Genomic DNA, 23,212 nt, shown 5'->3' on the forward strand with positions numbered 1-23,212 from the left:
TGTTAAAATTTGCTAAAATTTAACAATGCCCTTACGAAGTATTTAAAGTATTATTTTTTTAAATTGATAGGTTTTAGGATATTTGCACCAGATAGCCTGCAAAGGCATTACAGATTTTCCTATGGTGCAAGGGTAACATGTCTGATTCTGGTTCAGAAGATAGTGGTTCGAATCCATTTAGGAAAACCCCAATGGGGCAACGTCAATTTTTTTGATCCGTTGCCCCGTTTTATTTAGAGTTTGTGTGTAATCTGCCTTTACCAATTAGATCTATCTTAATCCTTTCTTTGTTAAAAAGAGTTAAACAAAACACTAAGTTTATCACATGCCTTTTAATTTCATTCAGGTTTCATATTCTGTGAGCATTTTTGGTACTGAGATTGCTTATTGGTGCTATACAGAACAATTACCCTTGAAAATTACCCCCTTGAAAATTTTTAAGCTTCCGATTATCGTACTTGCAGTTTTCTGCACTTCAAAGACGTTCTCACAGACTGATAGCAGCAAGGTAAACGGACGTTTAATCAACGACCAGAAATCTGTATTGAGCCCTGCTGATTCAACCGGGCAGCGAGATATGATCGACGCCGTTGATCGCTTGTTTAGCAAAAGCACTTCAGTTACAGCGGGAAAGCCGGCCCGAAGGTTCAATTTTTCAGCTGTTCCCTCTTTAGGATATACGCTGTCAACAGGCCTTGCTATTGACCTGACAGGCAACGTTGCATTTTATACGGGCAGCGCCCATCAGGAGAACCTTTCGAATATTGAAACCGACCTTGCTTATGATACCAAAACCCAGCGCTTGTTTTTTAACAGGGCCGAGATCTGGTTTCCTGATAATGGATACCGTCTGGTAACAGATATACGCTGGCTTAAATTCCCTACAGAAACTTATGGCCTTGGTACATTAACAACAACGGCACAAACCAACGAGATAGATTATAATTACATACGCTTATATGGTACATTATACAAAACATTGCTAACCGATTTTTATGCGGGTGCAGGGTACAATTTAGATTATTACTATAATATTACAGCCGGTGGGAATCTTGATAAAAGCGAATCTGATTTTGAAAAATACGGACAGCCAATAGCTTCTACCTCGTCGGGTATTAACCTCGACCTGTTATATGATAGCCGGCGGAACAGTATCAACCCGCTTGGTGGGCAGTATGCCAGCCTGGTATTCCGCCAGAACCTCACGTTGATGGGCAGCAGCACCAACTGGGAATCTATCGAACTCGACCTGCGGAAATATTTAAGGTTGTCAGATCACTCAAATAATGTGCTGGCATTTTGGGGTATGGCCTGGTTGTCATCAGCAGGCACACCTTACCTGGCCTTACCTCAAACTGCAGGTGATATGTATACCAACAGCGGGCGTGGCTATGCCGAAGGGCGTTTTCGCGGGCGCGATATGCTGTACCTCGAATCTGAATACCGCTTTGGTATCAGCCGGAATGGTTTGTTTGGCGCTGTGGTTTTTGCCAACGGACAAAGTTTTACAGATTACCCCAGCAATACCTTTAAAGGCTTAGCTCCAGGCACAGGGGCGGGTATCCGTATCAAAATAAACAAGCACTCTGATACCAATGTTTGTATTGATTATGGCGTAGGCACCAATGGCTCACACGGCTTCTTCGTTAACCTGGGCGAAGTTTTTTAGCTCCCCCCGATCAGCGGGTAATTGGTTCGTGGCTATATAGACTTGGTTATTGGTGATTTTTAACTAATATGCCCGCCTTTTAAAAATCAGAATACTCAGTTGGGTGAAGAAACATAATATCAGCGTGCGAAACGTTGTTTTTATATTCATCCTTAGCGGTAAGTGTTTTCCATTGTGTGTCATTTCCAAATGTTTCCCAATGTTTATCTCTGTCTGCTTTGCTGTTAAAAGTGGTCATATACATTAGGTTTGGCATATGGCTACCGGATATAACTTCCGAGTAAAAAACAGCATTAAAGTTCAATCTTTTAAAAAGACCTATCTCGTCGCCTACATTAAACATCCGAACTTTGTTGATATTATATTTTTCCGTTGGGCTTTCATAACTGCGCAATTCATAAACCCTGTCAGCTTTAGCTGCTGTGAGATTAGGAACTGCTGTAGACGGCATCCCCGGAAAAGCCTGTAGTATAATCGATTCTATGCGGGTATAAGGAGCATTTTTGTAATCCGCATCAATGTAGTCTCTGCCGTCAGCCAAATATTTTGTATCAGCTTGTAGTAATTGTTCAATCCCTGCTAATTTGTCCAATGAGGAAAAAGGAGTAAAAACGTAGATTCTTCTGTCTGTATCCTGTTGTGTAACCGGCTTAAATATTCCCACCTGTTTAATACCGGCACGATGAATAGCCGGTATGTAGGCTTGTTGTAAATATTGTTCGAGCCTGGTTTCCTGTTCCTGGGTTTTATAATGGTAGATCTTAAGCTGATAATAATCCCTGGCCGGCGCTTTGGCCTTAGTATTTATAGTAGCAATTAAAATGATCGAAATACAAAGGCAAATAAATTTGGATGGGCAATATAACTTCATAACACGTTTTGTTTAATGTTAATCACAAAACTATACTAATGCTATTTTAAAAATGAAAATGAGGCCACTAATAAATCAATTAGCTGTGTGCGATAAGAGAGTACATCTCCCTTTAGCAATCAAAACTGCATTTTGCTTTCTGCAAAATCGCATAGTCCGCCTAATATTTCGCTCAGTTCCTCGCCCTTAGTAGTTAGAGTATATTCAGTTCTGGGTGGATTACCCGGTATGCAGCTTTTATTGACCAGTTCATGTTGTTCAAGGTACTTCAACCGGTCGGCAAGGATATGATCACTGATGTGTTCCAGGTCTTCTCTCAAACTGTTGAAACGTGAATTACCTTCCTCAATGCTAAAAAGGACTTCAGTCATCCATCGTTTACTTAATAAATAGAGTAGCTCGTTAAGTGCGCATTTTTCTTCCAGGAAAGATTGATTATAAAAATTCGTGGAACTTAGTTTTCTTTCTGACATACTAACTTGTTAATGAGTTACTAATTAAGGGTTAAGCTGTTGGCCGCCTTAATCATTAATTGTTCCTTTGTGCTTGTTACGGCCTTATTATTTAAGAGATAGAATATAACAAAGATGATAATTGGTGTACAATAAACAAAGAATGTAACTAAAATTAAACAAATCATGAAATACCGAAAATTAGCAAATACAGACCTATTACTTTCTGAAGTTACTTTTGGGGCCTGGGCTGCCGGGGGCTGGATGTGGGGCGGTACAGAACGTAAAGATGCCATTGATGCGATCAGGGCCTCCTACTCTATGGGTGTAACTTCTATTGACACGGCCCCTATTTACGGGCAAGGCACCAGCGAGGAAATTGTAGGCGAAGCGGTTAAAGGACTACCTCGTGACCGGTTTCAAATCCTGACCAAGTACGGTATGCGTTGGGATCTTAAAAAAGGCGATTTCGCCTTTAGCAGTAAAAACAACAACGACGAAAATATTGACATTTATAAGTATGCCGGAAAAGAAAGCATCATTAAAGAATGTGAAGACAGTTTAAAGCGCCTGGGAACCGATTACATTGATCTGTACCAGATCCATTGGCCCGATTCAACCACACCGATAGCAGAAAGCATGGAGGCGGTTTCACGTTTAATTGAACAGGGGAAAGTGCGGTATGCCGGTGTTTGTAATTATGACGCGGCACAACTGGCCGAGGCTTCGAAATACATCACCCTGGCATCAGACCAGGTGCCCTACAGCATGGTTAAACGCGGAATAGAAACAGAGCTGATCCCTTATTGCCTGGATAATAATAAATCCATTTTGGCTTACAGTCCGCTTGAAAGGGGGCTTTTAACCGGTAAAATAAAACCCGGGCATGCATTTGCGCCGGGTGATCATCGTAAAGATATCTCATTTTTTAAAGGAGAAAATTTGCAAAGAACAGATGAGTTCCTTGAGTTGCTAAAACCACTTGCTGCCGAAAAACGCTTAACGCTAGGACAACTGGTTATCCTGTGGACATTACAGCAACCAGGAATTACCATTGCCCTGGTTGGCGCCAGAAACAGCGAACAGGCAGTTGAGAATGCCAAGGCTATTGACAAGACGCTAAACAAAGAGGAAATCGCAATAATTACAGATTACCTTGAACAACTGGAACTGGTAGTGTAATTGCAGATAAATAGTTTATATAAAATAACGCTTATTTCTTACTAAAGTCATCGAAAATTAATTCTATCACATCATTTAATTTATCATGAACAAAAAAATATTTTTTGCCTTTTGCCTGTCCGTTATTGTGATGGGAGGGCTTTTATCATTTAAACTAATAAATGATGATAATTCAATTAGCGGTCGGGCAATAGCAAATGCCGGGCTTACCCTTCCGGGAGGGTTTAAGGCTGCTGTTATTGCCGATAATCTGGGTAGTGCAAGGCATCTTGTTGCAACCCCGCAGGGTGATATTTATGTCCATCTCGCCGGGACTAAAAATGGAAAAGGCATATTGGTGTTTCATGTTGATGGGGATAAGGCCACCTTAAAATCAAGTTTTGGCACCTTCGGAGGAACGGGGATCGCTATTAAAAATGGTTATTTGTATGCATCCAACAGCAGGGAAGTTTACCGGTATAAGCTGGATGACAAAAATGAAGTCATCAACCCGGATAAGCCGGAAAGAATTGTTACAGGGTTATTAGACAGAAGAACACATGCGCCAAAAGCTATCGCGTTGGACAATGATGGGAACCTTTATGTAAACATTGGAGCCTATACAAATATTTGCAGTGAATTTGATCCCAAGAAAACAGGATGCCCTATTTTGGACTCGGCAGGCGGCATCTGGCAGTTTAAAGCCGATAAGCCGGACCAAACTTATAGGGATGGCATCAGATATGCAACCGGTTTAAGGAATGTGGTTGGCCTGGCCTGGAACCAGCAGGACAACCAGCTCTTTGTGATGCAGCATGGCCGCGATGCACTGACTACCTTGTTCCCCCAATATTATACCGTACATCAATCAGCCGAATTGCCTGCAGAGTGTATGTTCGCGCTGAAAAAGGGCGATAACGCCGGATGGCCCTATGTTTATTATGACTGGATGCAGCATAAAAACATGCTCGGTCCTGAATACGGCGGAGATGGCAAAAAATTGGCCGACAGTAAATATATTGAACCTGTGGCTGCTTATCCGGGCCATTATGCGCCTGATGGCCTGTTATTTTATACAGGGAACCAATTTCCCGAAAAATACAGGAATGGTGCTTTTATCGCCTTCCATGGTTCGTGGAACCGTGCGCCTGAGCCGCAGGCAGGCTATTGTGTGGTATTTCAGCCATTTAAGGATGGTAAACCTTATGGCGATTGGGAAGTATTTGCTGATGGTTTTGCCGGAACGGAACAGCAAAAAGCATCCGGACACGCTGTTCATCGCCCATGTGGGCTTGCACAAGGCCCTGATGGTTCTTTATATGTAACAGATGACAACAAAGGAACAATTTATAAGATCACCTATAAAAATTAATAATGAACATTAAAATAACCGGTTTATTCCTGGTATCATTTATATTGTTATTTAATGCTTTGCATGCGCAGACCAAAAAACAAGCAACAAGTCAAACAACAATGGCAGCTTCTATAGCCCGCGGGAAAGTTGTATATACCAATGTTTGCCTGCCTTGCCATATGGCCGATGGTGGGGGTGTCCAGAACATGAACCCGCCTTTAATTAATACAACTTATGTATTGGGGAATAAAACAGCATTGATAAAGATCGTATTACACGGCTTTAACGAAGATGTGGAAATAAAGGGACAAACTTATTCCAACACCATGGGTGCTCATGATGATCTGAGTGACCGGCAAATTGCTGATGTACTAACCTATGTTCGGCATAGTTTCGGTAATAAGGCAAGTACCGTCAAAGCCACGGAAGTATCAAAGGTAAGAACCGCATCCAGGAAATAGCTGTCAAGAAGATCGAACCGCCGTTTTTTAGACAAGATACAACTCATTTGAAGTCTTCAGTTGCTCTATAAAACGCTTCGAATTCAAATCAGGCCAGGGAGTCGAAATTATCTCTTCTGTAAGTATCAAACTAATTTCAATGTTACCAATTACCTCAATTCATGTATAAATTGGTTCGAAAACTGCCCATTTAGGAAAATGGAGAGCGAGGTTCGACTCCGGTTCTGGGTACAAAGCCCTGATGTGAAGCATCGGGACTTTGATTTATACCCCCACTGGCTTCAACTTGCAACTGAAGCCCCAGATCCTGAAAGTTTATAAATTCAGCAATTACTCCTTCGCATTATCCCTCATCAAAGAGTTAGCCGCAATTAAAGCCAGCAAAGTTATTGCAGCAGCTATCGATAAATAATAACCCACATACGGTAGCCCGTATTTTGTTGCCAGCGTAGTAGCTAAAAATGGCGTTAATGATGCGCCAAATATGCCCGCCAGGGTAAATGCTAACGATGCACCGGTATAGCGTACAGATGTCGGGAAGATCTCCGAAAGCGCCGTTCCTATCGGTCCGTAGGTTAATCCCATTAAAAACATTCCAATGATCTGGAACAGTATGGTTATCCCCAAGCTCCCGGTGCTGAATAATGGCGCGAAAAATAAACCGAATATGAAAATGCCGATGGTAGCAATGATCAGCATTTTTCCGCGACCATACTTGTCGGCCATTACTGCGGATATCGGGATACCCAAACCGAAGAATAGCATGGAAATCATCTGGGCGATCAAAAAGCTTGATTTTGGATAATGCAGGGCCGATGTGCCCCAGCTTAAGGTAAATACCGTCATCAAATAAAACAGCAGGAAAGTAGTAATGGTAGCGATAGTGCCTAAAACGATGGCCCTGGTATGTTTGGTAAACACTTCGGCGAACGGTACTTTTACCCGCTCGTTTTTCTCCATTACCTTTAAAAAGTCGGGTGTTTCGGTAATTTTTAAGCGTACATACAAGCCAACCCAAACCAAAATGGCGCTGGCAATAAACGGTATCCGCCAGCCGTAACTTAAAAATTGCTGGTCGCTCATTGTTTTACTCAATATCAGGAAAGTTCCACTGGAGATCAGGAACCCAATTGGCGCGCCTAACTGCGGGAACATGCCATACCATGCCTTTTTGCCTTCGGGAGCATTTTCGGTAGCCAGTAATACTGCGCCGCCCCATTCGCCGCCAAGCCCTAAGCCCTGCCCAAAACGGAACAAAGCCAGCAATATTGGCGCGGCAATACCTATTGATGCATAACCAGGTAACAGGCCAATGGCTACGGTTGAGGGCCCCATTGTCATTAAGGCTGCAACCAGTGTAGCTTTACGGCCTTTACGGTCGCCAAAATGGCCGAATAGTGCCGCACCTATTGGCCGGGCGGCGAATGCAAGCGCAAATGTTATAAACGATTGAAGCGTAGCCAATGTGGGGGTGGAAAAAGGAAAGAACAGTTTTGGAAAAACCAGTACCGCCGCCGTGGCATATATGTAAAAATCAAAAAACTCAATGGTAGTGCCAATAAGGCTGGCTACCAGTATACGCCTGGCCGAATTTCCTGAAGTAATAACCTGACTCATAAGGTTTGCTTTGGGTTGAAATAAAACAAAACCCAAACATAAAATATTCCTGCCAATATTTAGGTCTTAAAAATCAAGCTTTCGGGGCATTTCAACAATAGCAAACCGATTCACTTCCTCTTCAAATTTCAGCAGGAAATTACTGTCCTCCCTATAATATGCAGTGCGCCTTATCAATGGCTATTGATAGCCCTTGCCAATATGAAAGCAGCAGCTGCTGCCAATGCACCTATTACTACCACCTTAATACCCCCGCTAACAGGTGGTTGCCCGGTTAGTTTACTTTTAAAGTATCCGAATATAAATAAGGCCAGCAAAGTAATACCGCACGAGAAAAGGAGCGCCTCTTGCGTATCATGTATAAAAAAATAGGGCGATAGTGGTATTATACCACCAATAATATACGATATACCAATAGTAATAGCACTCCGTGTGGCACGGTTAGGGTCTGGTTTATCAAGGCCGAGTTCGTATTTCATCATAAAATCAACCCATTTATCCTTGTCTTTTTCCAGTTCATCGGCAATTTCCTGCTGTAATTGTACCGATAGGCCAAAGTCAGCAAATACTTCCATCACCTCCATTTTTTCCTGTTGCGGTACACGCTCCACTTCCTCGTATTCCCGCTTAAGCTCCGAATTGTAATGATCTTCATCGGTGCGGCCCGCTAAAAAGCCGCCAAGCCCCATAGCAATTGAGCCGGCAACTATTTCGGCCAAACCGGCAGTTACCACAATTCCCGAAGCATTTACCGCGCCGCTCAATCCTGCGGCAAGTGCAAAGGGTACAGTTAACCCGTCAGACATACCGATAACTATATCCCTTATAGTTTCCGAACTATTAACATGATGTTCTTTATGCATTCCCAAAAATAAGTGCTAAAGTTCATATCAATCAGTTTATTAGCTATTTGGGATTGGTCTTAATTGGTTTATAAGTTATCGCTACCGCGAGCGTCCCGCTCGTGGCGCGCATTGCCTCAGCTTCCAGCTGAAAAAAACATCCTAAAATCATTAAAATCCAATGTATCTTGGTTCCTCAGGCAACCTTTATCCTTCAGTCACCGATATATTAATACAGCCCTGCCGAATAAGGGTTGTTTTTAATAGCTGAGGAAATGACTGTTTCGGTTGTGATAATTACTAAGAATGAAGCTGCTACAATAGGCCGGTGTGTGGCTGCCGCAAAGCGCATTACCAATGATGTGATTGTGATGGATAACGGCAGTACCGATGAAACTACAGACATAGCCCTTAACCATGATTGTCGTGTTTATCAGGAAAAATGGTATGGTTACGGCACCAATAAAAACCACGGTGCCGCACTTGCACGGCATAATTGGATCCTTAGTCTTGATGCCGATGAGATACCCGACGATGAGCTGATAACAGCCATCCAAAACCTGCAACCTGAAACGGATAATGTTATATATGACATCCGTTTTCGTGCCTATTTCGGTGGAAAATCTGTCCGGTTCGGCACCTGGGGCCGCGATCACCGTATCCGCCTGTTTAACCGCAATTATACCTGCTGGAGCGAGCCATTAGTGCATGAAAATTTAATTAAACCAGCGGGGGGCGTCATCAAAAAATTACCCGGTTTAGTGCATCATTACTCAGGCAAAAGCCCGGAACAATATCGAGCAAAAACAATGCATTATGCCCGCCTGAATGCCCGCAACTATTTACGCGAAGGCAAAAAAACTACTACCGTTAAATTGTACCTTGCTCCATTGTTTCACTTTCTGAAAGATTATATTTTTTTGCTGGGGATATTGGATGGTAAACGCGGATGGCTGATTGCCAATACAGTGGCACAATATACCCGGGCAAAATATCAGTACCTTAAACAGGAAACAGAACAAAAGGAGAAGAATTATTACACCGGGGAAAACCTGTTGGTAGAATACCAGAACCATTCGCACTAAATGAAAATACGCTCACTGCAAAATCTGTCGGCTAATACTATTCAGTTGGTTATTAACCAGTTTTTTAGTGCTGTGGTGTTCTATATTTTGTCTGTTGGTCTGGATAAACCCGCTTTCGGGCAAATTAACCTGGCGCTGGCTGTACTGCTGTCGGTATTTAATATTCTTTCTTTTGGTATCGATCAATTGGTGGTAAAAAAAGTAGCCCAGGGCGATGATGTGCCGCACGTAATACGGCTGTATATCGGTCATGCACTCCTAACCGGACTGGTGTTTTATGGGCTGCTTCTGCTGGGTTATATAGTATTCAAAACGTCGGCCGCCTATAATCTTATTTTATGGATAGGCGCGGGCAAGCTATTCATATTTTTCTCGATGCCCTTTAAACAAGTATGCAGCGGGTTGGAAAAATTCAGGCTGCTGGCACGCATGTCGGTAGTATCAAACTGTATCCGTGCTTTTGCTTTGCTGGCGCTGATGCTGTTTCACTCGTTAACCATATATAGCATTATTATCACCTTTGTAAGCGGCGATGCTTTGGAGCTCATTTATACTTTATACCTTTTTTACCGCAATACAAACTATCGCACAAAAGCTATATTTGATAGAGCTGGCTATCAAACATTGTTGAAAGAATCCATGCCGCAATTAGGCGTAGTGCTGATCACCTCGGCCCTGGCCCGGTTTGATTGGTTGTTCATCGGCTTTATGGTATCGGATGTTAAGCTTGCCGAATACAGTTTTGCCTACAAAGTTTTTGAAATATCAACCTTTCCCATGCTGGCTATTGCACCGCTGCTGATCCCCCGGTTTACCCGCTATTTTAATAGTGCCGATCCGGGCAGCGTGAATCTTAAATTCCTCATCCGTGCCGAACTTATTATAGCAGCCTTTACCGTGCTTGTCCTCAACCTAAGCTGGGAGCCGGTAGTTAATGCGCTTACCCACGGTAAATATGGTTCGGTAAACGTGGTGACCGTTTTCATCCTCTCATTATGTATCCCCGCATTGTACCTTAATAATTTTTTGTGGACCACCTTCTTTGCCAAGGGCCGGTTAAAGCTGATTCTGCATTCCTTTATCATCATGTTGGCAGTAAATGTTGGCACCAATGTAATATTGATACCGCTTTATGGCAACGCCGGAGCTGCATTAGCCTATCTCGCAGCATGCTTTGCGCAAACAATATTCTTCCTCATAAAAAATGAAGTTAGCGAACTTAAGGGGGTATTTGTCACCATGCTTGTTTGTACCACATGCGCCGTTGCCAGTGGTTTTTTCATCAGGCTGATACCGGTAAATTATATACTTCAGATCGTGCTTGCTATCCTCGTTTATATTATGCTCCTGTTCCTGGGCATGCAGCTAAAGCGTAACGACCGTTTTGAGCTAAAAAGTTTCTTCCATATATAAATATATGTGCCTATTGGCCATTGCTTAGGCAACCATTGCCGTTTTTGAAGCGTAATCCCTGTATAATAAAACATTAAATGTTGATTGATACAGGCCATAATTATATTCAAAAACTACGCAAACTGCTGGACTGGAAACTGCTGGCTTTTTTGCTGCTTTTCCTGAATGTAAAGCTGGCTGTCAAGATCCCCGCCATTGCACTTATCTACATTTTACAGTTCGATTTTAAGTTTGGGTTCAGCCTTAAAAATTCAAGACTGCCGCTTTTTTACCCGCTCATGATCGTGATTGGCACTATCAATTTCATCATAGGCGGGCGACATGATCTTTCATATGTAATAGTTTGGTTAACCGGCATCAGCTTCTGGCTGTTGTGTATACTGGCCGTTCACCAAGTTAAGCTATCTGTTGAAAAAAATGACGCGGAAGTTATCAGTAACACCATCATAGTTTTTTTTGTAATTAATGCCCTATGCTCGGCCTTTAACCTCCTCAGTATCATTCATGAGATCCACGCCATAAACCCATACACCTACCAGGGCAACTATCAAAAGTATTTCATCGGCACGGGCGACTATATTAAAGGCATTACTTTCGATACCTCCAATACCAACGCCATATTAAATACCATAGGGGTTATCTATTTCCTCGATAAGAAAAAGCCTTTTATGGTACTCATCTGTATGGCTGTAATGCTGCTTACCTGCAGCAACTTCATGAATATTATTTTATTGCTGATACTCAGCGGCATCTTCATTTTCAAAAGCACCCGCGATCAGAAAAGCCTCATTGCCGCCTGTGTAGTTATGCTGGTAGTTTTTATGCTGAAGGTATCTCCGCAAAACAACCAGTATGTTATTAATATCACTAAATATGTTTTTTTACAGGAGAAACCCGAACAGCGATCATTAATTACACAAACCGCAGAGCCTGTATTAAGCCCGGATGAGCAAAAGCAAAAAATCGCCCAATCATACCTCGATAGCGTAAGCCGTGCATCCATACCAAAAAATAGAATAATAAAACCTGTATTTGCAACAACTATCCCGGCTACAAAAAATGGGCGCATTATTATTCCCGGGGCCGATATTAATTCGGCACCTTACCAGAGCCTTACTACAACTCCCGTTGAGCAACGGCCGCTGGCAGCTTTTATTAATACCCATAAACAGGTGTTGCCCATATCCGGCAACGATAATTATAATTCCTTAACACCCGGCAAAGTGCTTGGTATTGTACAAACTATTGGCTTTATGCATCATCATGCCAGTAAAATATGGATGGGTGCCGGCATGGGCAATTTCTCATCGAAGCTGGCTTTCCGTGCATCGGGCCTGGGTTTTTCAGGAGGATATCCGGCAAGATACATCTATATCTATCATGATTTTTTAGTGAATCATCTTGATCTCTACCTCAACTTTTTTAGCAGGAGGGCAGGTTATCATTCATTAACCAACAGCCCGTTTTCTGTGTACGACCAGGTAGCGTCCGAGTATGGTTTATTGGGATTACTGGCGCTTATTTTATTTTACTTTGGCTTTTTTGCTTCGCGATATCAGCAGCTTACCTATGGTATACCACTGCTGCTTTTAATGGCGGCAGTGTTTTTTGTCGACTACTGGTTTGAGCAATTATCAGTCATCCCATTTTTTGAACTCATGCTGTTCCTCAACATCAGCGAAACCAACAAACTTAAACCTGCTATATCATGAGCATAAATAACCCGGCTATAACAGTTTTAATGCCCGCATATAATGCAGGTAACTACATTGGTGAGGCCATTGCTTCTGTACTGGCGCAGTCATTCACTGATTTTGAATTATTGATCATAAATGATGGCTCAACAGATCAAACCCTTGAGGTGATCAGCAATTTTAATGATCCGCGTATTGTGGTTATCCATCAAAAAAATCTTGGTGTTTCAGCAGCTTTAAATAACGGGCTACAGCATGCACGTGCTAATTATATAGCCCGTTTTGATGCTGATGATGTGTGCTACCCAAACCGCCTGCAGGTGCAATATGATTTTATGCAGCGCCATCTCGAGTACCAGGCAGTAGGCTCGGGCGCTGATTATATAAACGTTGAGGGCCACTATCTTTTTACCCAGGAACCCGCCGGGTACAGTAATAGCCAGCTACAGCAACTTAAATACTCGGTTTGCCCGCTAATCCATTCCTGCGTAATGTATAAAAAGGATACGGTGCTTAGCTATGGCGGTTATAACGAATATGCCTACACGTTTGAGGATCATTTTTTATGGTTGCATATCCTAAAAGATCACGCGGCCTGTAACCTGCCCGAAGCGCTGATCAAGATCAGGATCAACCCGGAATCTATCACCATTGATGAAAAATGGCGGCCGCGTAAATTCCTCAGCATAAAATATACCGCGCTTAAAAAGCGGATGATCACCGAACGGGATGGCCTGCGGCTGCAACAGATTTGCCGTGAACAATACTCGCACAAAGTAAAGCATGGAGCATACTATGCGCTGTGCGGAAAAAAATTCTTGTTAAACAACTATCAGCCTAAAAAAGCACGCGAGCACATGGCCAGGGCCATCAGCATATATCCGTTCCGGTTTGATAATTACCTGCTGTATACCATCAGCTACCTGCCTGCCGGCCTGCTTACGTGGCTCCATAAAATAACATCTGCAAAACAATTAATAACCAGGGGATGAAAGTAGCGCTTATTACACGATCAACACTATACACCGTTTACGGTGGCGATACCATACAAACGGTACAAACTGCGCGCCATTTGGTTGATATGGGTATAAAGGCCGATGTGCGCCTCTCGCACGAGGATATCAATTATGCAGAGTATGATCTGCTGCACTTTTTTAACTTAACCCGCCCTGCCGATATCCTTTACCACAGCCGTAAATCGGGCAAACCCTATGTGGTATCAACCATATTATGCGATTACAGCGAATATGATAAGCACCAACGCAAAGGCTGGGGCAAATTGCTTGGCTTGTTTTCAACCAATGGAACGGAATACATTAAAACCATGGCCCGCTGCCTGGTAGGCGGTGATAAACTGGCCAGCCTGTCATATGCCTGGAAAGGCCAGCGGAACAGTATTAACGAGATCCTGAGACGGGCTGCCATGATATTACCCAATTCAAATTCTGAATATGAGCGTGTGGTACATGGTTACACCAGTAAGGTAAAACATATGGTGGTTCCAAATGGTACAGATCAGGCGTTGTTCCGTTATAACGGACTTTCGCAAAAGGATGAGCATTTGGTGATCTGCGCGGCACGGATAGAAGGCATAAAAAATCAATTGAACCTGATAAGGGCACTAAATAATACCCGGTTTAAGCTCATTATTATCGGCGATCATTCGCCCAACCAATTGGCTTATTACCAGGAATGCAAGTTGATAGCAGCGCACAATGTGAGCTTTGTTAGCCACCTGCCGCAATCAGAACTGGTTGATTATTATCGCCGGGCCAAAGTACACATACTGCCCAGCTGGTTTGAAACTACCGGATTAAGCTCAATTGAAGCGGCCCTGATGGGCTGCAACATAGTGATCAGCGACAGGGGCGATGTACGCGAATATTTTGAAAGCGATGCCTTTTACTGCGAACCCGAATCGCCGCAAAGCATTTTAGCGGCAATTGAAAAGGCAAGCATAGCGCCGGTAAATGAACATCTGCGCCAGCGCATCCTGCAAAAATACACCTGGAAACAGGCAGCCCTACAAACATTTAAAGCATATCAAACAGCAATAGCATCATGAAACTACGCATTGGCATATTAGGCACACGGGGTATCCCCAATTATTACGGAGGCTTCGAGCATATTTCGGAATATGTATCGGAAGGTTTAGTTAAACGCGGGCATTCGGTTACGGTGTACAACTCCCATAACCATCCCTACAGCGCTGCTACCTGGAACGGCGTTACCATAAAACATTGTTACGACCCTGAATATAGGATTGGCACTGCCGGGCAATTCATTTATGATATGAATTGCCTGCTGGATGCCCGCAAACAAAATTTTGATGTGGTGTTGCTAATGGGTTACACCAGCAGTTCCATCTGGGGGAAATTATATCCTAAAAACAGCACCATCATCACTAATATGGACGGCCTGGAGTGGAAGCGGAGCAAATACTCCAAACCCGTGCAGCAATTCCTGAAATATGCTGAAAAACTGGCGGTAAAATACAGCAATTACTATATCTCCGATTCAAAGGTGATCCGCTCATATCTGGCAGAAAAATATGCTATAAACAGTCAGTATATTCCTTATGGAGCCGATGTTTACACCGAAGCAGAACGTGAGCAGTTTAGCTATACGGAAGCATTAAATGAGGATTACTTTTTACTGATGGCCCGCATGGAGCCCGAAAATAATATTGAAGCTATACTGGATGGGTTTAATCACAGTAATTCCAACCGTAAATTCAAAGTTTTGGGCGATACCGCCAATCGCTACGGCAAATTTATAACCCATAAGTTCGCTAACGACAGCAGGATAGAATTTAAAGGTTCCATATTTGATAATAACAGGGTACGTGCCTTGCAAAACAACTCCTACCTGTATTTTCATGGGCATAGTGTTGGCGGTACTAATCCGTCGTTGTTAGAAGCTATGGCCAGCGAAGCTTTGATAGCAGCGCATGATAATCCTTTCAATAAATCGGTTTTAAGCAGCGATGCCTTTTATTTCTCGAACGCTGAGGGCGTAAAAGACCTGGTGGAAAATGTGCAGCGCAAAGACATTGAAAAAACTATGGTGCGCAATAATCTGCAAAAAATACAATACCAGTTTAACTGGGAAAAAGTGGTTGATGAATATGAAGACTTTATACTGCAATGTTACGGCCAATTAAACCATGAAAGAATTATTACCGGGCAGCGATAGTCTTTCCAACCGCATTAGCTTTTATCATATTTTGCTGCTGATGGTAAGTTTACCGTTCGACAGGTTTTACAGTCATATCATACTGGTAAGCTTTTGCGTACATACCATTATCCAGTTTAAAAAGGATAATGTAAGATCTATATTTACAACAAGTGTATTGGCTGTACAGGCCGTGTTTTTTATATCAGCGATAGCCACAATTTATACGGCTTACCGTCAGCAGGCCTTTGATGAATGGGGCAGGAATGTAGTAATGTTGTTATTGCCGCTATTATTCTGCCTCAATACTATCGACCTAAAAAAATACCGGCCGATATTATTATTAGTGTTTGCTTTTATCAGTACCGCAACGGTTTTATACTTGTATGCCAATGCTTTGATAACCATAAAGCATTACGGCTTGCCCTTCAGATCCATTTTTACTTACGCGTTCACCAACCACAATTTTTCCGAGCCTATTGATATGCACGCCACCTATTTATCCATGCAATTGGTAATAGCGCTGGTATATCTGCTATATCTTTTAATGACGGATAAAATAACCGTTGCGTTTAAAATACTTTGCGGCTTATGCAGCCTGGTATTATTAGCGGGGATGGTGCAATTAGGTTCAAAATCAATACTGGCCATATTGTTTATTATGATAAACCTGGTATTACCGTATTACCTGCTGACCGGGCGTAAACGCGTTTGGTTTATGCTGATTACTATTTCTATTTCAGCGGTGCTGATCGGGTTTATCTTCAACAGTCACACTTTCCGCGAGCGGTACATTACCGAATTGCAAACCGACCTATCCACATTCCATCCCGGCCAAAACCCAGACCCGCGACTGGCACGCTGGCAACTCGCAGTGCAGCTTATTAAAGCCAAACCGGTGTTAGGTTACGGCTCAGGCTCGGAGCCTACTTTATTGGGCGAAAGTTATTTTAACCACAAACTCTACAGCTCATACATCAATAGGTTAAATGCGCATAATCAATACCTCAGTTTTTTACTAAAGACCGGCGTATGGGGATTGGCAATTTACCTGTTGGTATTGCAATATGGTTTTAAGATTGCGATCCGTGAAAAGGATGTCATATTCATCAGTTTTATGCTGATGATAGCTATAGTATCACTATCAGAGAATGTGCTTGATGTGGATAAGGGCGTGTTTTTCTATGGGTTCTTTTTTACTTTCTTTTTGTTTTCTCATTCACAACGTAAGGTGGTAAATAACAATGAACTACGTGGAGATTATTTATGCCTAACCGGGCAACCAATTACCTGATGGCAGCGTGTTGTTTACAGATAACTAATACAGCATTAAATTGATCAACGCAATATTAAACAGCAGAATTTTGTCGCCAATAGAGGAAAATATAATAGCTACGCTGGCTTATTTCGATTTGTTCAGCTACCCCTTAAACAGGGGCGAGATCTATTTATTCCTTCCGGTAAAATGCGACATGAACACCTTTAACCATAGCTTGAATAGCCTGGTTAATGATCGTCATATTTATCGCTTTGAAAAATTTTATAGTTTAAAGGATGATCTTTACCTTATACAGCGCCGCATAAAGGGTAACAAAAAAGCCAATGAATTAATGCTGACCGCCGAAAAGGTTTGCCATGTGCTGATCAAATTTCCATATGTGCGTGGCATAGGTATATCAGGTTCTTTATCAAAGAATTTTGCCGATGAAAACGCCGATATAGATATGTTTATCATTACCGCTAAAAACCGTTTGTGGATAGCGCGCACATTAATGCACGCACTTAAAAAATTGGCTTACCTGGCAGGCAAGCAGCACTATTTCTGCATGAATTATTACATTGATGAACAAAACCTGCAGATCACAGAACAGAACATCTACACCGCTACCGAAGTAGTAACCCTTATTCCCTTGCAGGGTGATATAGCCTTTGTTGATTTTTTCGCGGCAAACGCCTGGTGCAGGCAATTTTTGCCCAACAACATTATGCGATTATCAACTGCCAAACCAGCGTTAAAAAGCAGTTTCAAAACATTTATTGAAAGTTTGTTTAATAACAAATTCGGTAATTGGCTTGATGACCAGTTATGGCGCGTCTCCGCAAGCAGATGGAACAAAAAAACAGATGCAAAACAACGTAACATTAAAGGCCAGGTAATGGCCATGAACACCGGCAAACACTTCGCCAAACCCGATCCGGGGGATTTTCAGGCTAATTTAATGAACCGGTACAGGTTGAAAATGGAAAGTTTATTGAAAGATGACCAGCATAGTTTGGCTAAGTGATTATCAACAAAATATATCATTTTCCGCTGTTTGTGTCCTCGCAAACAGTTGCCAGTTAGCGGATTGTTTGTGAAGACACAAACAATGGAATGAATTTACGCTTTCCTTCTCCCGCGCGTCATTGCGAGGTACGAAGCAATCCCTAACTATACTATGCAAATCAACGCGCGCGGCTGTCATGCTGAGCGCTAGTCGAAGCATGTGGGCAAAGGCCTCTACGCTCATACTTCGACTGCCGCTCAGTATGACACCCTATGCTCTACTTTTTTTAAAAGAAATAATATAATAATCTCCCACAAACTTCCACGGCCAGCTACTCTTAAACATGTTTTCCTGCTTTACCAAGAAGCGATAAAGCGACGGATGCTTCTCCGCGAAATTTTCAATATACGATGGCGGTACAATAGTGCAAAGCCCTTCAATACCTAATAATTCAAATCCATCGCCCAGTTTATCCCTCACATAACCCGGGTTATAATACCAGCATTTAAAATACTCACCCTCCACACGGGCCTTTCGGCCCTTGCTGCTAAAGAACCGCCTGAAGGCAGTTCTAAACTTTCCCTTAAAAACCAGCAAAGTTTCCCACAAGCTAAATTTGGATATAATAACCAGTGTGGCCACGCCACCCGGTTTTAATAAATCATCAAATGAGGCCAATACTTTGTCCAATTCCCCGGTACAATTCAATCCGCCAAAATTGGAGAATATCATATCATATGGTCCTTTATTTTGTAACTCGCCGAGTTCGGTAAATGAGCATTGTTCAAAGCTTACTTTATCACGATGGCCCGATGTTTTTTGCGCAAACTGCTCCAGCATCCCGGTAGAGAGATCTGTACCGTGTACTTTAAACCCATTTTGCGCAAAGAATAAGGCATCCTCGCCGGTACCGCAATTTAATTCCAATATGCTGCCCTGTTCCGGCAAATGATTCAAAGCATGTGATCTTACCCGCCATCTTTTATAACTGACAATGGTATTACCGGAATAAATATCGTCGAACACCGGCGCCTGGCGACTAAAGGCCGTTGCCGCCATCGTTTCATTAACAGGTAATTCAATACTTTCCATTAGGCTATCTTCTCCAGTTGTTTCAATTTCTTCATGGCGATGAACATGGCCGGGATATGGTAAACTACAGATGCCGCTTTTTTCAACAATTTAAGGTTTGACCGTAGTGGATCATTAATAAACTTCTTCAGGTTATATTTAGCTAGGTGCGCATGATAATTCTGGTGCACATACTTATGCAGCTGCTTGTAATATGCCGGTGCAAAAGTATTGCTGAACATCAGCGCCATCTCATCAGAGTCGGTCCAGTTGGTTTTTTTAACCAGATCTGCTTTTACTTTTTCGTAGAACCTGGTGCCGGGCAGCGGATAAGATACGGAAATGCCTATCTCATACGGCAGTAACGAATTGATCATGTTAATGGTGAGATTAATATCCTCCTTCACCTCGCCGGGATAACCAAATTGTATAAAAAATGATGGCTTAATACCTTGCTCTTTCATCAGTTTGGTAGCAATGCCTATTTGTTCCACTGTAATGCCCTTGTCCATGGCATCTAATATTTTTTGTGATCCGCTTTCGGCGCCTATCCATGCGTTTTCACAACCGGAAATAGCCAGCGCGTGCACCGTTTCCTCTTCCAGTAAAAGATCAGCGCGTGATTGTATTTTATACCTGAAATGCAGACCTTCCTTTTCCACCAATCGGGCAAACTCAATGGCCCAGTCGGGCTTCAAACCAAAAATATCATCACAAAACCATACATGGTCCATGTTAAAAAGCTGCTTTAATAACAGCAGTTCAGTAACTACATGCTGCGGACTGCGGGAGTTATACCTATTACCATAAATAGGCTTCGCGCACCAGTTACACTTAAAGGGGCAGCCGCGCGTAGTGCTCATATTCACCGAAAAATAGCTCGCGTTCTTCATCCAGCTATCGCGATAGGATTTTATATCCACCAAATCCCAGGCAGGCAGGGGCAGGCTATCCAGATCTTTTAAAACAGGGCGCCCCAATGTTTTATGCGGCGAGCCATCTTTTAAATAAGCCAATCCGTTTATCTGCTGATGATCTTCACCATTTTTTAGCGCATTCACCAATTCTAATAACGTGTGCTCCGCTTCGCCGATGATCACAAAATCAGCACCTTCATTTAAATATTGCGCATACCTGTCGGTTGAATCAGAACTGGATACAATTACCGTGCAGCCATTTCCCTTAGCCATTTTGCACATGGTGAAAGCAGCCTCGCGCATATTGGTGAGGCACATTTTGGTGAGGTAATTAAAGCCATCATCATACAGCACAAAAAAGCCGGGTTGCTGCTGGGTAATGTAAGGTAACACAACTTCCGGACCGGTGGCAAACATGGTATCACAAAGTGAAACGTTGTAACCATTATCGCGCATTACCGCAGCGGCATATAAAGTGCCCAGCGGTGCATAAGGCAAGCCTAGCGACCACTGTTTAGGGTCGAACCGTAAAAAATAGGAATGGGTAAAAAGTATATTATTCAATTTATCCATGGCTTAAGCAACATTGGTTAAGGGTGATAAATTAAGTGAGCAAACACATTTAACACAGGTAGGGTGCCCGCTGGTATCGAGTGATTTTCTAAAGCTGATCGCCTCCTTGCTGTTCAGCGCGCTTGCCAAATCGGTATCGGCAATATTGCCAATGCTATCCATAAAAAAGCAGGGCTTAATGCTGCCATCGGCCTCAATAACTACCGATACCCATGGGGCATTACATTTTTTGAACGGGAACTCATTCAACCCGTAAAACGCAGCATAATAATTATAAATATCTTTAAACTTAGCCGGGCTTTCAGCTATAAAACCGCTGTCAAAGTCAGTTTTGCAGTCGATTAATAGCTGGTCGATAATGATTCTCAGTTCTGTTATCTCGTATCCGGATAATAAGATCTCCGATTGCTTTTGCCCATCCCATGCTTGCTGGCGGTTAAAGGCGTGGCTGCTTACATCAGCAGGTAAAAAACTTACCTGGTTAAGACCCATCTGCTTCGCCGCGTTAATAATAGCCGGCCAGTTCCTGAAATTTAAACGGTGTATCACCGTCCGGGCTGTAATTTGATAGTTAGGGTTAATGGAACGGATATGCGCAACACCCTCCCGCATTTTGGCAAATGCGCCCGGGATATTGCGTATGGCATCATGCAGCAATTCATCACCATCGAGGGAAACGATCACATCATCCACCCATTGCAAAATGTTATTCGCATGCTGTTTTATGGATAGTCCGGTGGTTAACAAAGTGATCTTGATGTCTTCGCTTTTCAGGATCTCACACAGCTTAAAAAAGTTCTTATTCAGCAACGCTTCCCCGCCCGACATCAGCACCCGTTGTGTATCCAGCTTTTTAAGCGATATCATCAGTTTGCTTACATCATCAGTTGTTAGCTGCTTCAGGTTTTTGTTATCCTTCCATATATCACACATTACGCAGCGGCAATTGCAGGCGCTGTGCGGCATCAGTATCACAATAGGCATGGCGCTTATTTTGTGCGTTTGCAGTGTGCGATACCGCTTGAAGGTATGATATAATGTTTTCAATGTTATTCAGTTTAAAAGCCTTGTATCTCCGGCTGGCGATATTTCCAGAATCGTTGCAACAGCTTTATCTCATAAGGGTACTGGTACAAATTTGCCCGGTACCTGATGCCTGATAGCAGCCTGATAGTTCTCTTTTTCAGCTCGCTCATACGGATATCGGTTACCGTTGGGTAAACGCCGTTCAGTACCGTTTCAAAGTTTCTGATCTTGTCTATCATCTCCGGCGTTAACCAGGGCGTAAGCGGGTTTTTGCGCAGATCGAAATTTTCCCAGGCCGGGCTGATCCAGTCCTCCAAAGTTTGTGGGAATTTAAAACCGCTTTCTAATACCTGCTTGTATAATTCAGACCCCGGCGTTGGCACCGGACTATAGGTATAAATGATGATCTCCGTTTTGGGGTTCACCGCCTTTACCTGTTTTATAAAATCTATCTCAAAGTCTATCTGTGCCTGTACCTGCTCAGGCGTTGGCGCGGGTGTACCCAATACAAAGGAATATTCAGGTATAATGTCGAATTTCTTTAGCCGCTCAGCAAACTCTATGATCTGGTCGCCGGTTTGGGTGCCGCCTTTGTCCATCTGCTCCAGTATGGCGTTGTTGCCGCTTTCGGCACCAAAAAATATGCACTTACAACCTGCGTCGCGAATGGCTTGTAACGATGAATCCTTGAATTTACTCATGGTGTCAATCCGCGCCATTCCCCACCAGGTCATGTTTTCGGGTGCTATCAATCTTGAAAATTCAACCGCCCGTTTCTCTGATACAAAGAAGTTATTATCATGAAACTCTATCGAATCCGCGCCCCATTTATCCTTAATATATTTTACGTCTTTATAAACGTTCTGGGCTGATTTTGCCTTCCATCTTGCTTCATAAATAGGCACTACGGCGCAAAAGGAACAGGTGAACGGGCAACCAATACTGGAGTGATAAGCCATAGTCTTTTGGCCCAAATATGTTTTCCCCAGAAACTTGGTAAGGTTATAAAAATTGTTCAGCTTATCATAAGGTAACGGGGGCAATGAATCCTGGTCGATGAGGTCTTCTTTGGCCGTTTTAAAGATCTTGCCATCCCTGCTATCCTTATAGATCAAATTTTTGATAAACTCAAAAGGCTGGTCGTTTTCCAGCGCATCGATCAGTAAAGGAAAAGCATGATCCCCGGGGCCATTGATAATAAAATCAACATAACCCGAATACAATACAGAATCCGAATGATTCGACGGAAAATACCCGCCCCAGATCATTTTAGTATGCGGGAATCTTTCTTTAACGATCTTCGCTGCTATAATGGCCTGCCTTAGTTGCGGGCCGGGCATTACGGTAAAGCCCAGGTATTTGTATTCGCCGGTATTCAGGTACGATTCTATTTTTTGTATCGGATTGGCCTCACAATTACCATCAATAATAGCCCAATTATATTTGCCATCAACCGAGGCGGCGATGTTTAAAATAGAGTTCGGAATCCGGTATTTTTTCTCGGCGCTTTTCGGGTTAAACAGCAAAACTTTATTCATAAATACAACAACTATGGCAATTAAAAT

General features: G+C 42.8%; 20 protein-coding genes. 12 read left to right on the forward strand and 8 right to left on the reverse strand.

Features of this window, described 5'->3' with window-relative positions; genetic code table 11:
- Positions 1–427: 427 nt before the first annotated feature.
- The gene (locus tag BLU33_RS02580) at positions 428–1,669 is read left to right on the forward strand and encodes a BamA/TamA family outer membrane protein (protein ID WP_157682025.1); all 1,242 of its coding nucleotides are present in this window, start codon (positions 428–430) and stop codon (positions 1,667–1,669) included.
- 79 nt (positions 1,670–1,748) lie between these two features.
- On the opposite strand, the gene BLU33_RS02585 is transcribed toward BLU33_RS02580, so the two are convergent.
- Together BLU33_RS02585 and BLU33_RS02590 are read right to left on the reverse strand one after the other, a co-directional pair.
- Positions 1,749–2,540, reverse strand: a complete 792-nt coding sequence (locus tag BLU33_RS02585; RefSeq protein WP_091368820.1) for an NIPSNAP family protein — start codon at positions 2,538–2,540, stop codon at positions 1,749–1,751.
- Between the two features lie 119 nt (positions 2,541–2,659).
- Positions 2,660–3,013: a winged helix-turn-helix transcriptional regulator gene (locus BLU33_RS02590; RefSeq protein ID WP_091368823.1), complete on the reverse strand. Its 354-nt coding sequence runs from the start codon at positions 3,011–3,013 to the stop codon at positions 2,660–2,662.
- A 165-nt stretch (positions 3,014–3,178) separates the two neighbouring features.
- Between BLU33_RS02590 and BLU33_RS02595 the strand changes: the two genes are divergently transcribed.
- The 3 genes from BLU33_RS02595 (at position 3,179) to BLU33_RS02605 (ending at position 5,968) form a co-directional block, all read left to right on the forward strand.
- Entirely contained in the window at positions 3,179–4,174 is a 996-nt protein-coding gene (locus BLU33_RS02595; protein WP_091368826.1) for an aldo/keto reductase, read from the forward strand.
- Positions 4,175–4,259: 85 nt separating this feature from the next.
- A complete protein-coding gene (locus BLU33_RS02600) occupies positions 4,260–5,525 on the forward strand; it encodes a PQQ-dependent sugar dehydrogenase (RefSeq protein ID WP_091368832.1) in 1,266 nt (421 codons plus the stop codon).
- Positions 5,526–5,527: 2 nt separating this feature from the next.
- Positions 5,528–5,968, forward strand: coding sequence for a c-type cytochrome (locus BLU33_RS02605; RefSeq protein WP_091368834.1), 441 nt, complete (start codon positions 5,528–5,530; stop codon positions 5,966–5,968).
- Between the two features lie 330 nt (positions 5,969–6,298).
- Here the strand turns inward: BLU33_RS02605 and BLU33_RS02610 are convergent, their stop codons facing one another.
- Together BLU33_RS02610 and BLU33_RS02615 are read right to left on the reverse strand one after the other, a co-directional pair.
- Entirely contained in the window at positions 6,299–7,585 is a 1,287-nt protein-coding gene (locus BLU33_RS02610; RefSeq protein ID WP_091368837.1) for an MFS transporter, read from the reverse strand.
- Positions 7,586–7,758: 173 nt separating this feature from the next.
- A complete protein-coding gene (locus BLU33_RS02615; RefSeq protein ID WP_172829203.1) occupies positions 7,759–8,448 on the reverse strand; it encodes a VIT1/CCC1 transporter family protein in 690 nt (229 codons plus the stop codon).
- Between the two features lie 254 nt (positions 8,449–8,702).
- On the opposite strand from BLU33_RS02615, the gene BLU33_RS02620 reads away from it, so the two are divergent.
- From BLU33_RS02620 to BLU33_RS02655, 8 genes are all read left to right on the forward strand, one after another.
- Entirely contained in the window at positions 8,703–9,512 is an 810-nt protein-coding gene (locus BLU33_RS02620; RefSeq protein ID WP_091368842.1) for a glycosyltransferase family 2 protein, read from the forward strand.
- A complete protein-coding gene (locus BLU33_RS02625; protein WP_091368845.1) occupies positions 9,513–10,925 on the forward strand; it encodes an oligosaccharide flippase family protein in 1,413 nt (470 codons plus the stop codon).
- Positions 10,926–11,002: 77 nt separating this feature from the next.
- Positions 11,003–12,637, forward strand: coding sequence for a hypothetical protein (locus tag BLU33_RS02630; protein WP_091368850.1), 1,635 nt, complete (start codon positions 11,003–11,005; stop codon positions 12,635–12,637).
- Entirely contained in the window at positions 12,634–13,611 is a 978-nt protein-coding gene (locus tag BLU33_RS02635) for a glycosyltransferase family 2 protein (protein ID WP_091368854.1), read from the forward strand. Before BLU33_RS02630 ends, BLU33_RS02635 begins: the two co-directional genes overlap by 4 nt.
- On the forward strand, positions 13,608–14,684 hold the full coding sequence (locus BLU33_RS02640; protein WP_091368858.1) for a glycosyltransferase family 4 protein: 1,077 nt from the start codon (positions 13,608–13,610) through the stop codon (positions 14,682–14,684). Before BLU33_RS02635 ends, BLU33_RS02640 begins: the two co-directional genes overlap by 4 nt.
- Positions 14,681–15,814, forward strand: a complete 1,134-nt coding sequence (locus tag BLU33_RS02645; protein ID WP_091368860.1) for a DUF1972 domain-containing protein — start codon at positions 14,681–14,683, stop codon at positions 15,812–15,814. The genes BLU33_RS02640 and BLU33_RS02645 overlap by 4 nt, the downstream gene beginning before the upstream one ends.
- Complete coding sequence (locus BLU33_RS02650; protein ID WP_091368863.1) at positions 15,786–17,087, forward strand: O-antigen ligase family protein; 1,302 nt, start codon at positions 15,786–15,788, stop codon at positions 17,085–17,087. The genes BLU33_RS02645 and BLU33_RS02650 overlap by 29 nt, the downstream gene beginning before the upstream one ends.
- Positions 17,088–17,127: 40 nt before the next feature.
- Positions 17,128–18,078, forward strand: coding sequence for a hypothetical protein (locus BLU33_RS02655; RefSeq protein WP_091368865.1), 951 nt, complete (start codon positions 17,128–17,130; stop codon positions 18,076–18,078).
- Positions 18,079–18,330: 252 nt separating this feature from the next.
- Here the strand turns inward: BLU33_RS02655 and BLU33_RS02660 are convergent, their stop codons facing one another.
- Genes BLU33_RS02660 through BLU33_RS02675 form a run of 4 tightly spaced genes read right to left on the reverse strand, consistent with a single transcriptional unit; the run spans position 18,331 to position 23,185 of the window.
- Positions 18,331–19,152 (reverse strand): class I SAM-dependent DNA methyltransferase, encoded by an 822-nt coding sequence (locus tag BLU33_RS02660; RefSeq protein WP_091368867.1) that lies wholly within the window; start codon positions 19,150–19,152, stop codon positions 18,331–18,333.
- Positions 19,152–20,621, reverse strand: a complete 1,470-nt coding sequence (locus BLU33_RS02665; protein ID WP_197684551.1) for a B12-binding domain-containing radical SAM protein — start codon at positions 20,619–20,621, stop codon at positions 19,152–19,154. The genes BLU33_RS02660 and BLU33_RS02665 overlap by 1 nt, the downstream gene beginning before the upstream one ends.
- Before the next feature lie 3 nt (positions 20,622–20,624).
- Positions 20,625–21,668, reverse strand: a complete 1,044-nt coding sequence (locus BLU33_RS02670) for a radical SAM protein (RefSeq protein WP_091368870.1) — start codon at positions 21,666–21,668, stop codon at positions 20,625–20,627.
- Between the two features lie 11 nt (positions 21,669–21,679).
- Positions 21,680–23,185, reverse strand: coding sequence for a B12-binding domain-containing radical SAM protein (locus BLU33_RS02675; protein ID WP_091368874.1), 1,506 nt, complete (start codon positions 23,183–23,185; stop codon positions 21,680–21,682).
- Positions 23,186–23,212: the final 27 nt, after the last annotated feature.

Source organism: Mucilaginibacter mallensis, assembly GCF_900105165.1.
GTDB classification, from domain to species: domain Bacteria; phylum Bacteroidota; class Bacteroidia; order Sphingobacteriales; family Sphingobacteriaceae; genus Mucilaginibacter; species Mucilaginibacter mallensis.

What these genes read in the sequence shown, in the direction of transcription:
- BLU33_RS02585 (WP_091368820.1), bottom strand. Translation starts at nt 2,540, where the DNA reads ATGAAGTTATATTGCCCATCCAAATTTATTTGCCTTTGTATTTCGATC.
- BLU33_RS02590 (WP_091368823.1), bottom strand. Translation starts at nt 3,013, where the DNA reads ATGTCAGAAAGAAAACTAAGTTCCACGAATTTTTATAATCAATCTTTC.
- BLU33_RS02595 (WP_091368826.1), top strand. Translation starts at nt 3,179, where the DNA reads ATGAAATACCGAAAATTAGCAAATACAGACCTATTACTTTCTGAAGTT.
- BLU33_RS02600 (WP_091368832.1), top strand. Translation starts at nt 4,260, where the DNA reads ATGAACAAAAAAATATTTTTTGCCTTTTGCCTGTCCGTTATTGTGATG.
- BLU33_RS02605 (WP_091368834.1), top strand. Translation starts at nt 5,528, where the DNA reads ATGAACATTAAAATAACCGGTTTATTCCTGGTATCATTTATATTGTTA.
- BLU33_RS02610 (WP_091368837.1), bottom strand. Translation starts at nt 7,585, where the DNA reads ATGAGTCAGGTTATTACTTCAGGAAATTCGGCCAGGCGTATACTGGTA.
- BLU33_RS02615 (WP_172829203.1), bottom strand. Translation starts at nt 8,448, where the DNA reads ATGCATAAAGAACATCATGTTAATAGTTCGGAAACTATAAGGGATATA.
- BLU33_RS02620 (WP_091368842.1), top strand. Translation starts at nt 8,703, where the DNA reads ATGACTGTTTCGGTTGTGATAATTACTAAGAATGAAGCTGCTACAATA.
- BLU33_RS02625 (WP_091368845.1), top strand. Translation starts at nt 9,513, where the DNA reads ATGAAAATACGCTCACTGCAAAATCTGTCGGCTAATACTATTCAGTTG.
- BLU33_RS02630 (WP_091368850.1), top strand. Translation starts at nt 11,003, where the DNA reads ATGTTGATTGATACAGGCCATAATTATATTCAAAAACTACGCAAACTG.
- BLU33_RS02635 (WP_091368854.1), top strand. Translation starts at nt 12,634, where the DNA reads ATGAGCATAAATAACCCGGCTATAACAGTTTTAATGCCCGCATATAAT.
- BLU33_RS02640 (WP_091368858.1), top strand. Translation starts at nt 13,608, where the DNA reads ATGAAAGTAGCGCTTATTACACGATCAACACTATACACCGTTTACGGT.
- BLU33_RS02645 (WP_091368860.1), top strand. Translation starts at nt 14,681, where the DNA reads ATGAAACTACGCATTGGCATATTAGGCACACGGGGTATCCCCAATTAT.
- BLU33_RS02650 (WP_091368863.1), top strand. Translation starts at nt 15,786, where the DNA reads ATGAAAGAATTATTACCGGGCAGCGATAGTCTTTCCAACCGCATTAGC.
- BLU33_RS02660 (WP_091368867.1), bottom strand. Translation starts at nt 19,152, where the DNA reads ATGGAAAGTATTGAATTACCTGTTAATGAAACGATGGCGGCAACGGCC.
- BLU33_RS02665 (WP_197684551.1), bottom strand. Translation starts at nt 20,621, where the DNA reads ATGGATAAATTGAATAATATACTTTTTACCCATTCCTATTTTTTACGG.
- BLU33_RS02675 (WP_091368874.1), bottom strand. Translation starts at nt 23,185, where the DNA reads ATGAATAAAGTTTTGCTGTTTAACCCGAAAAGCGCCGAGAAAAAATAC.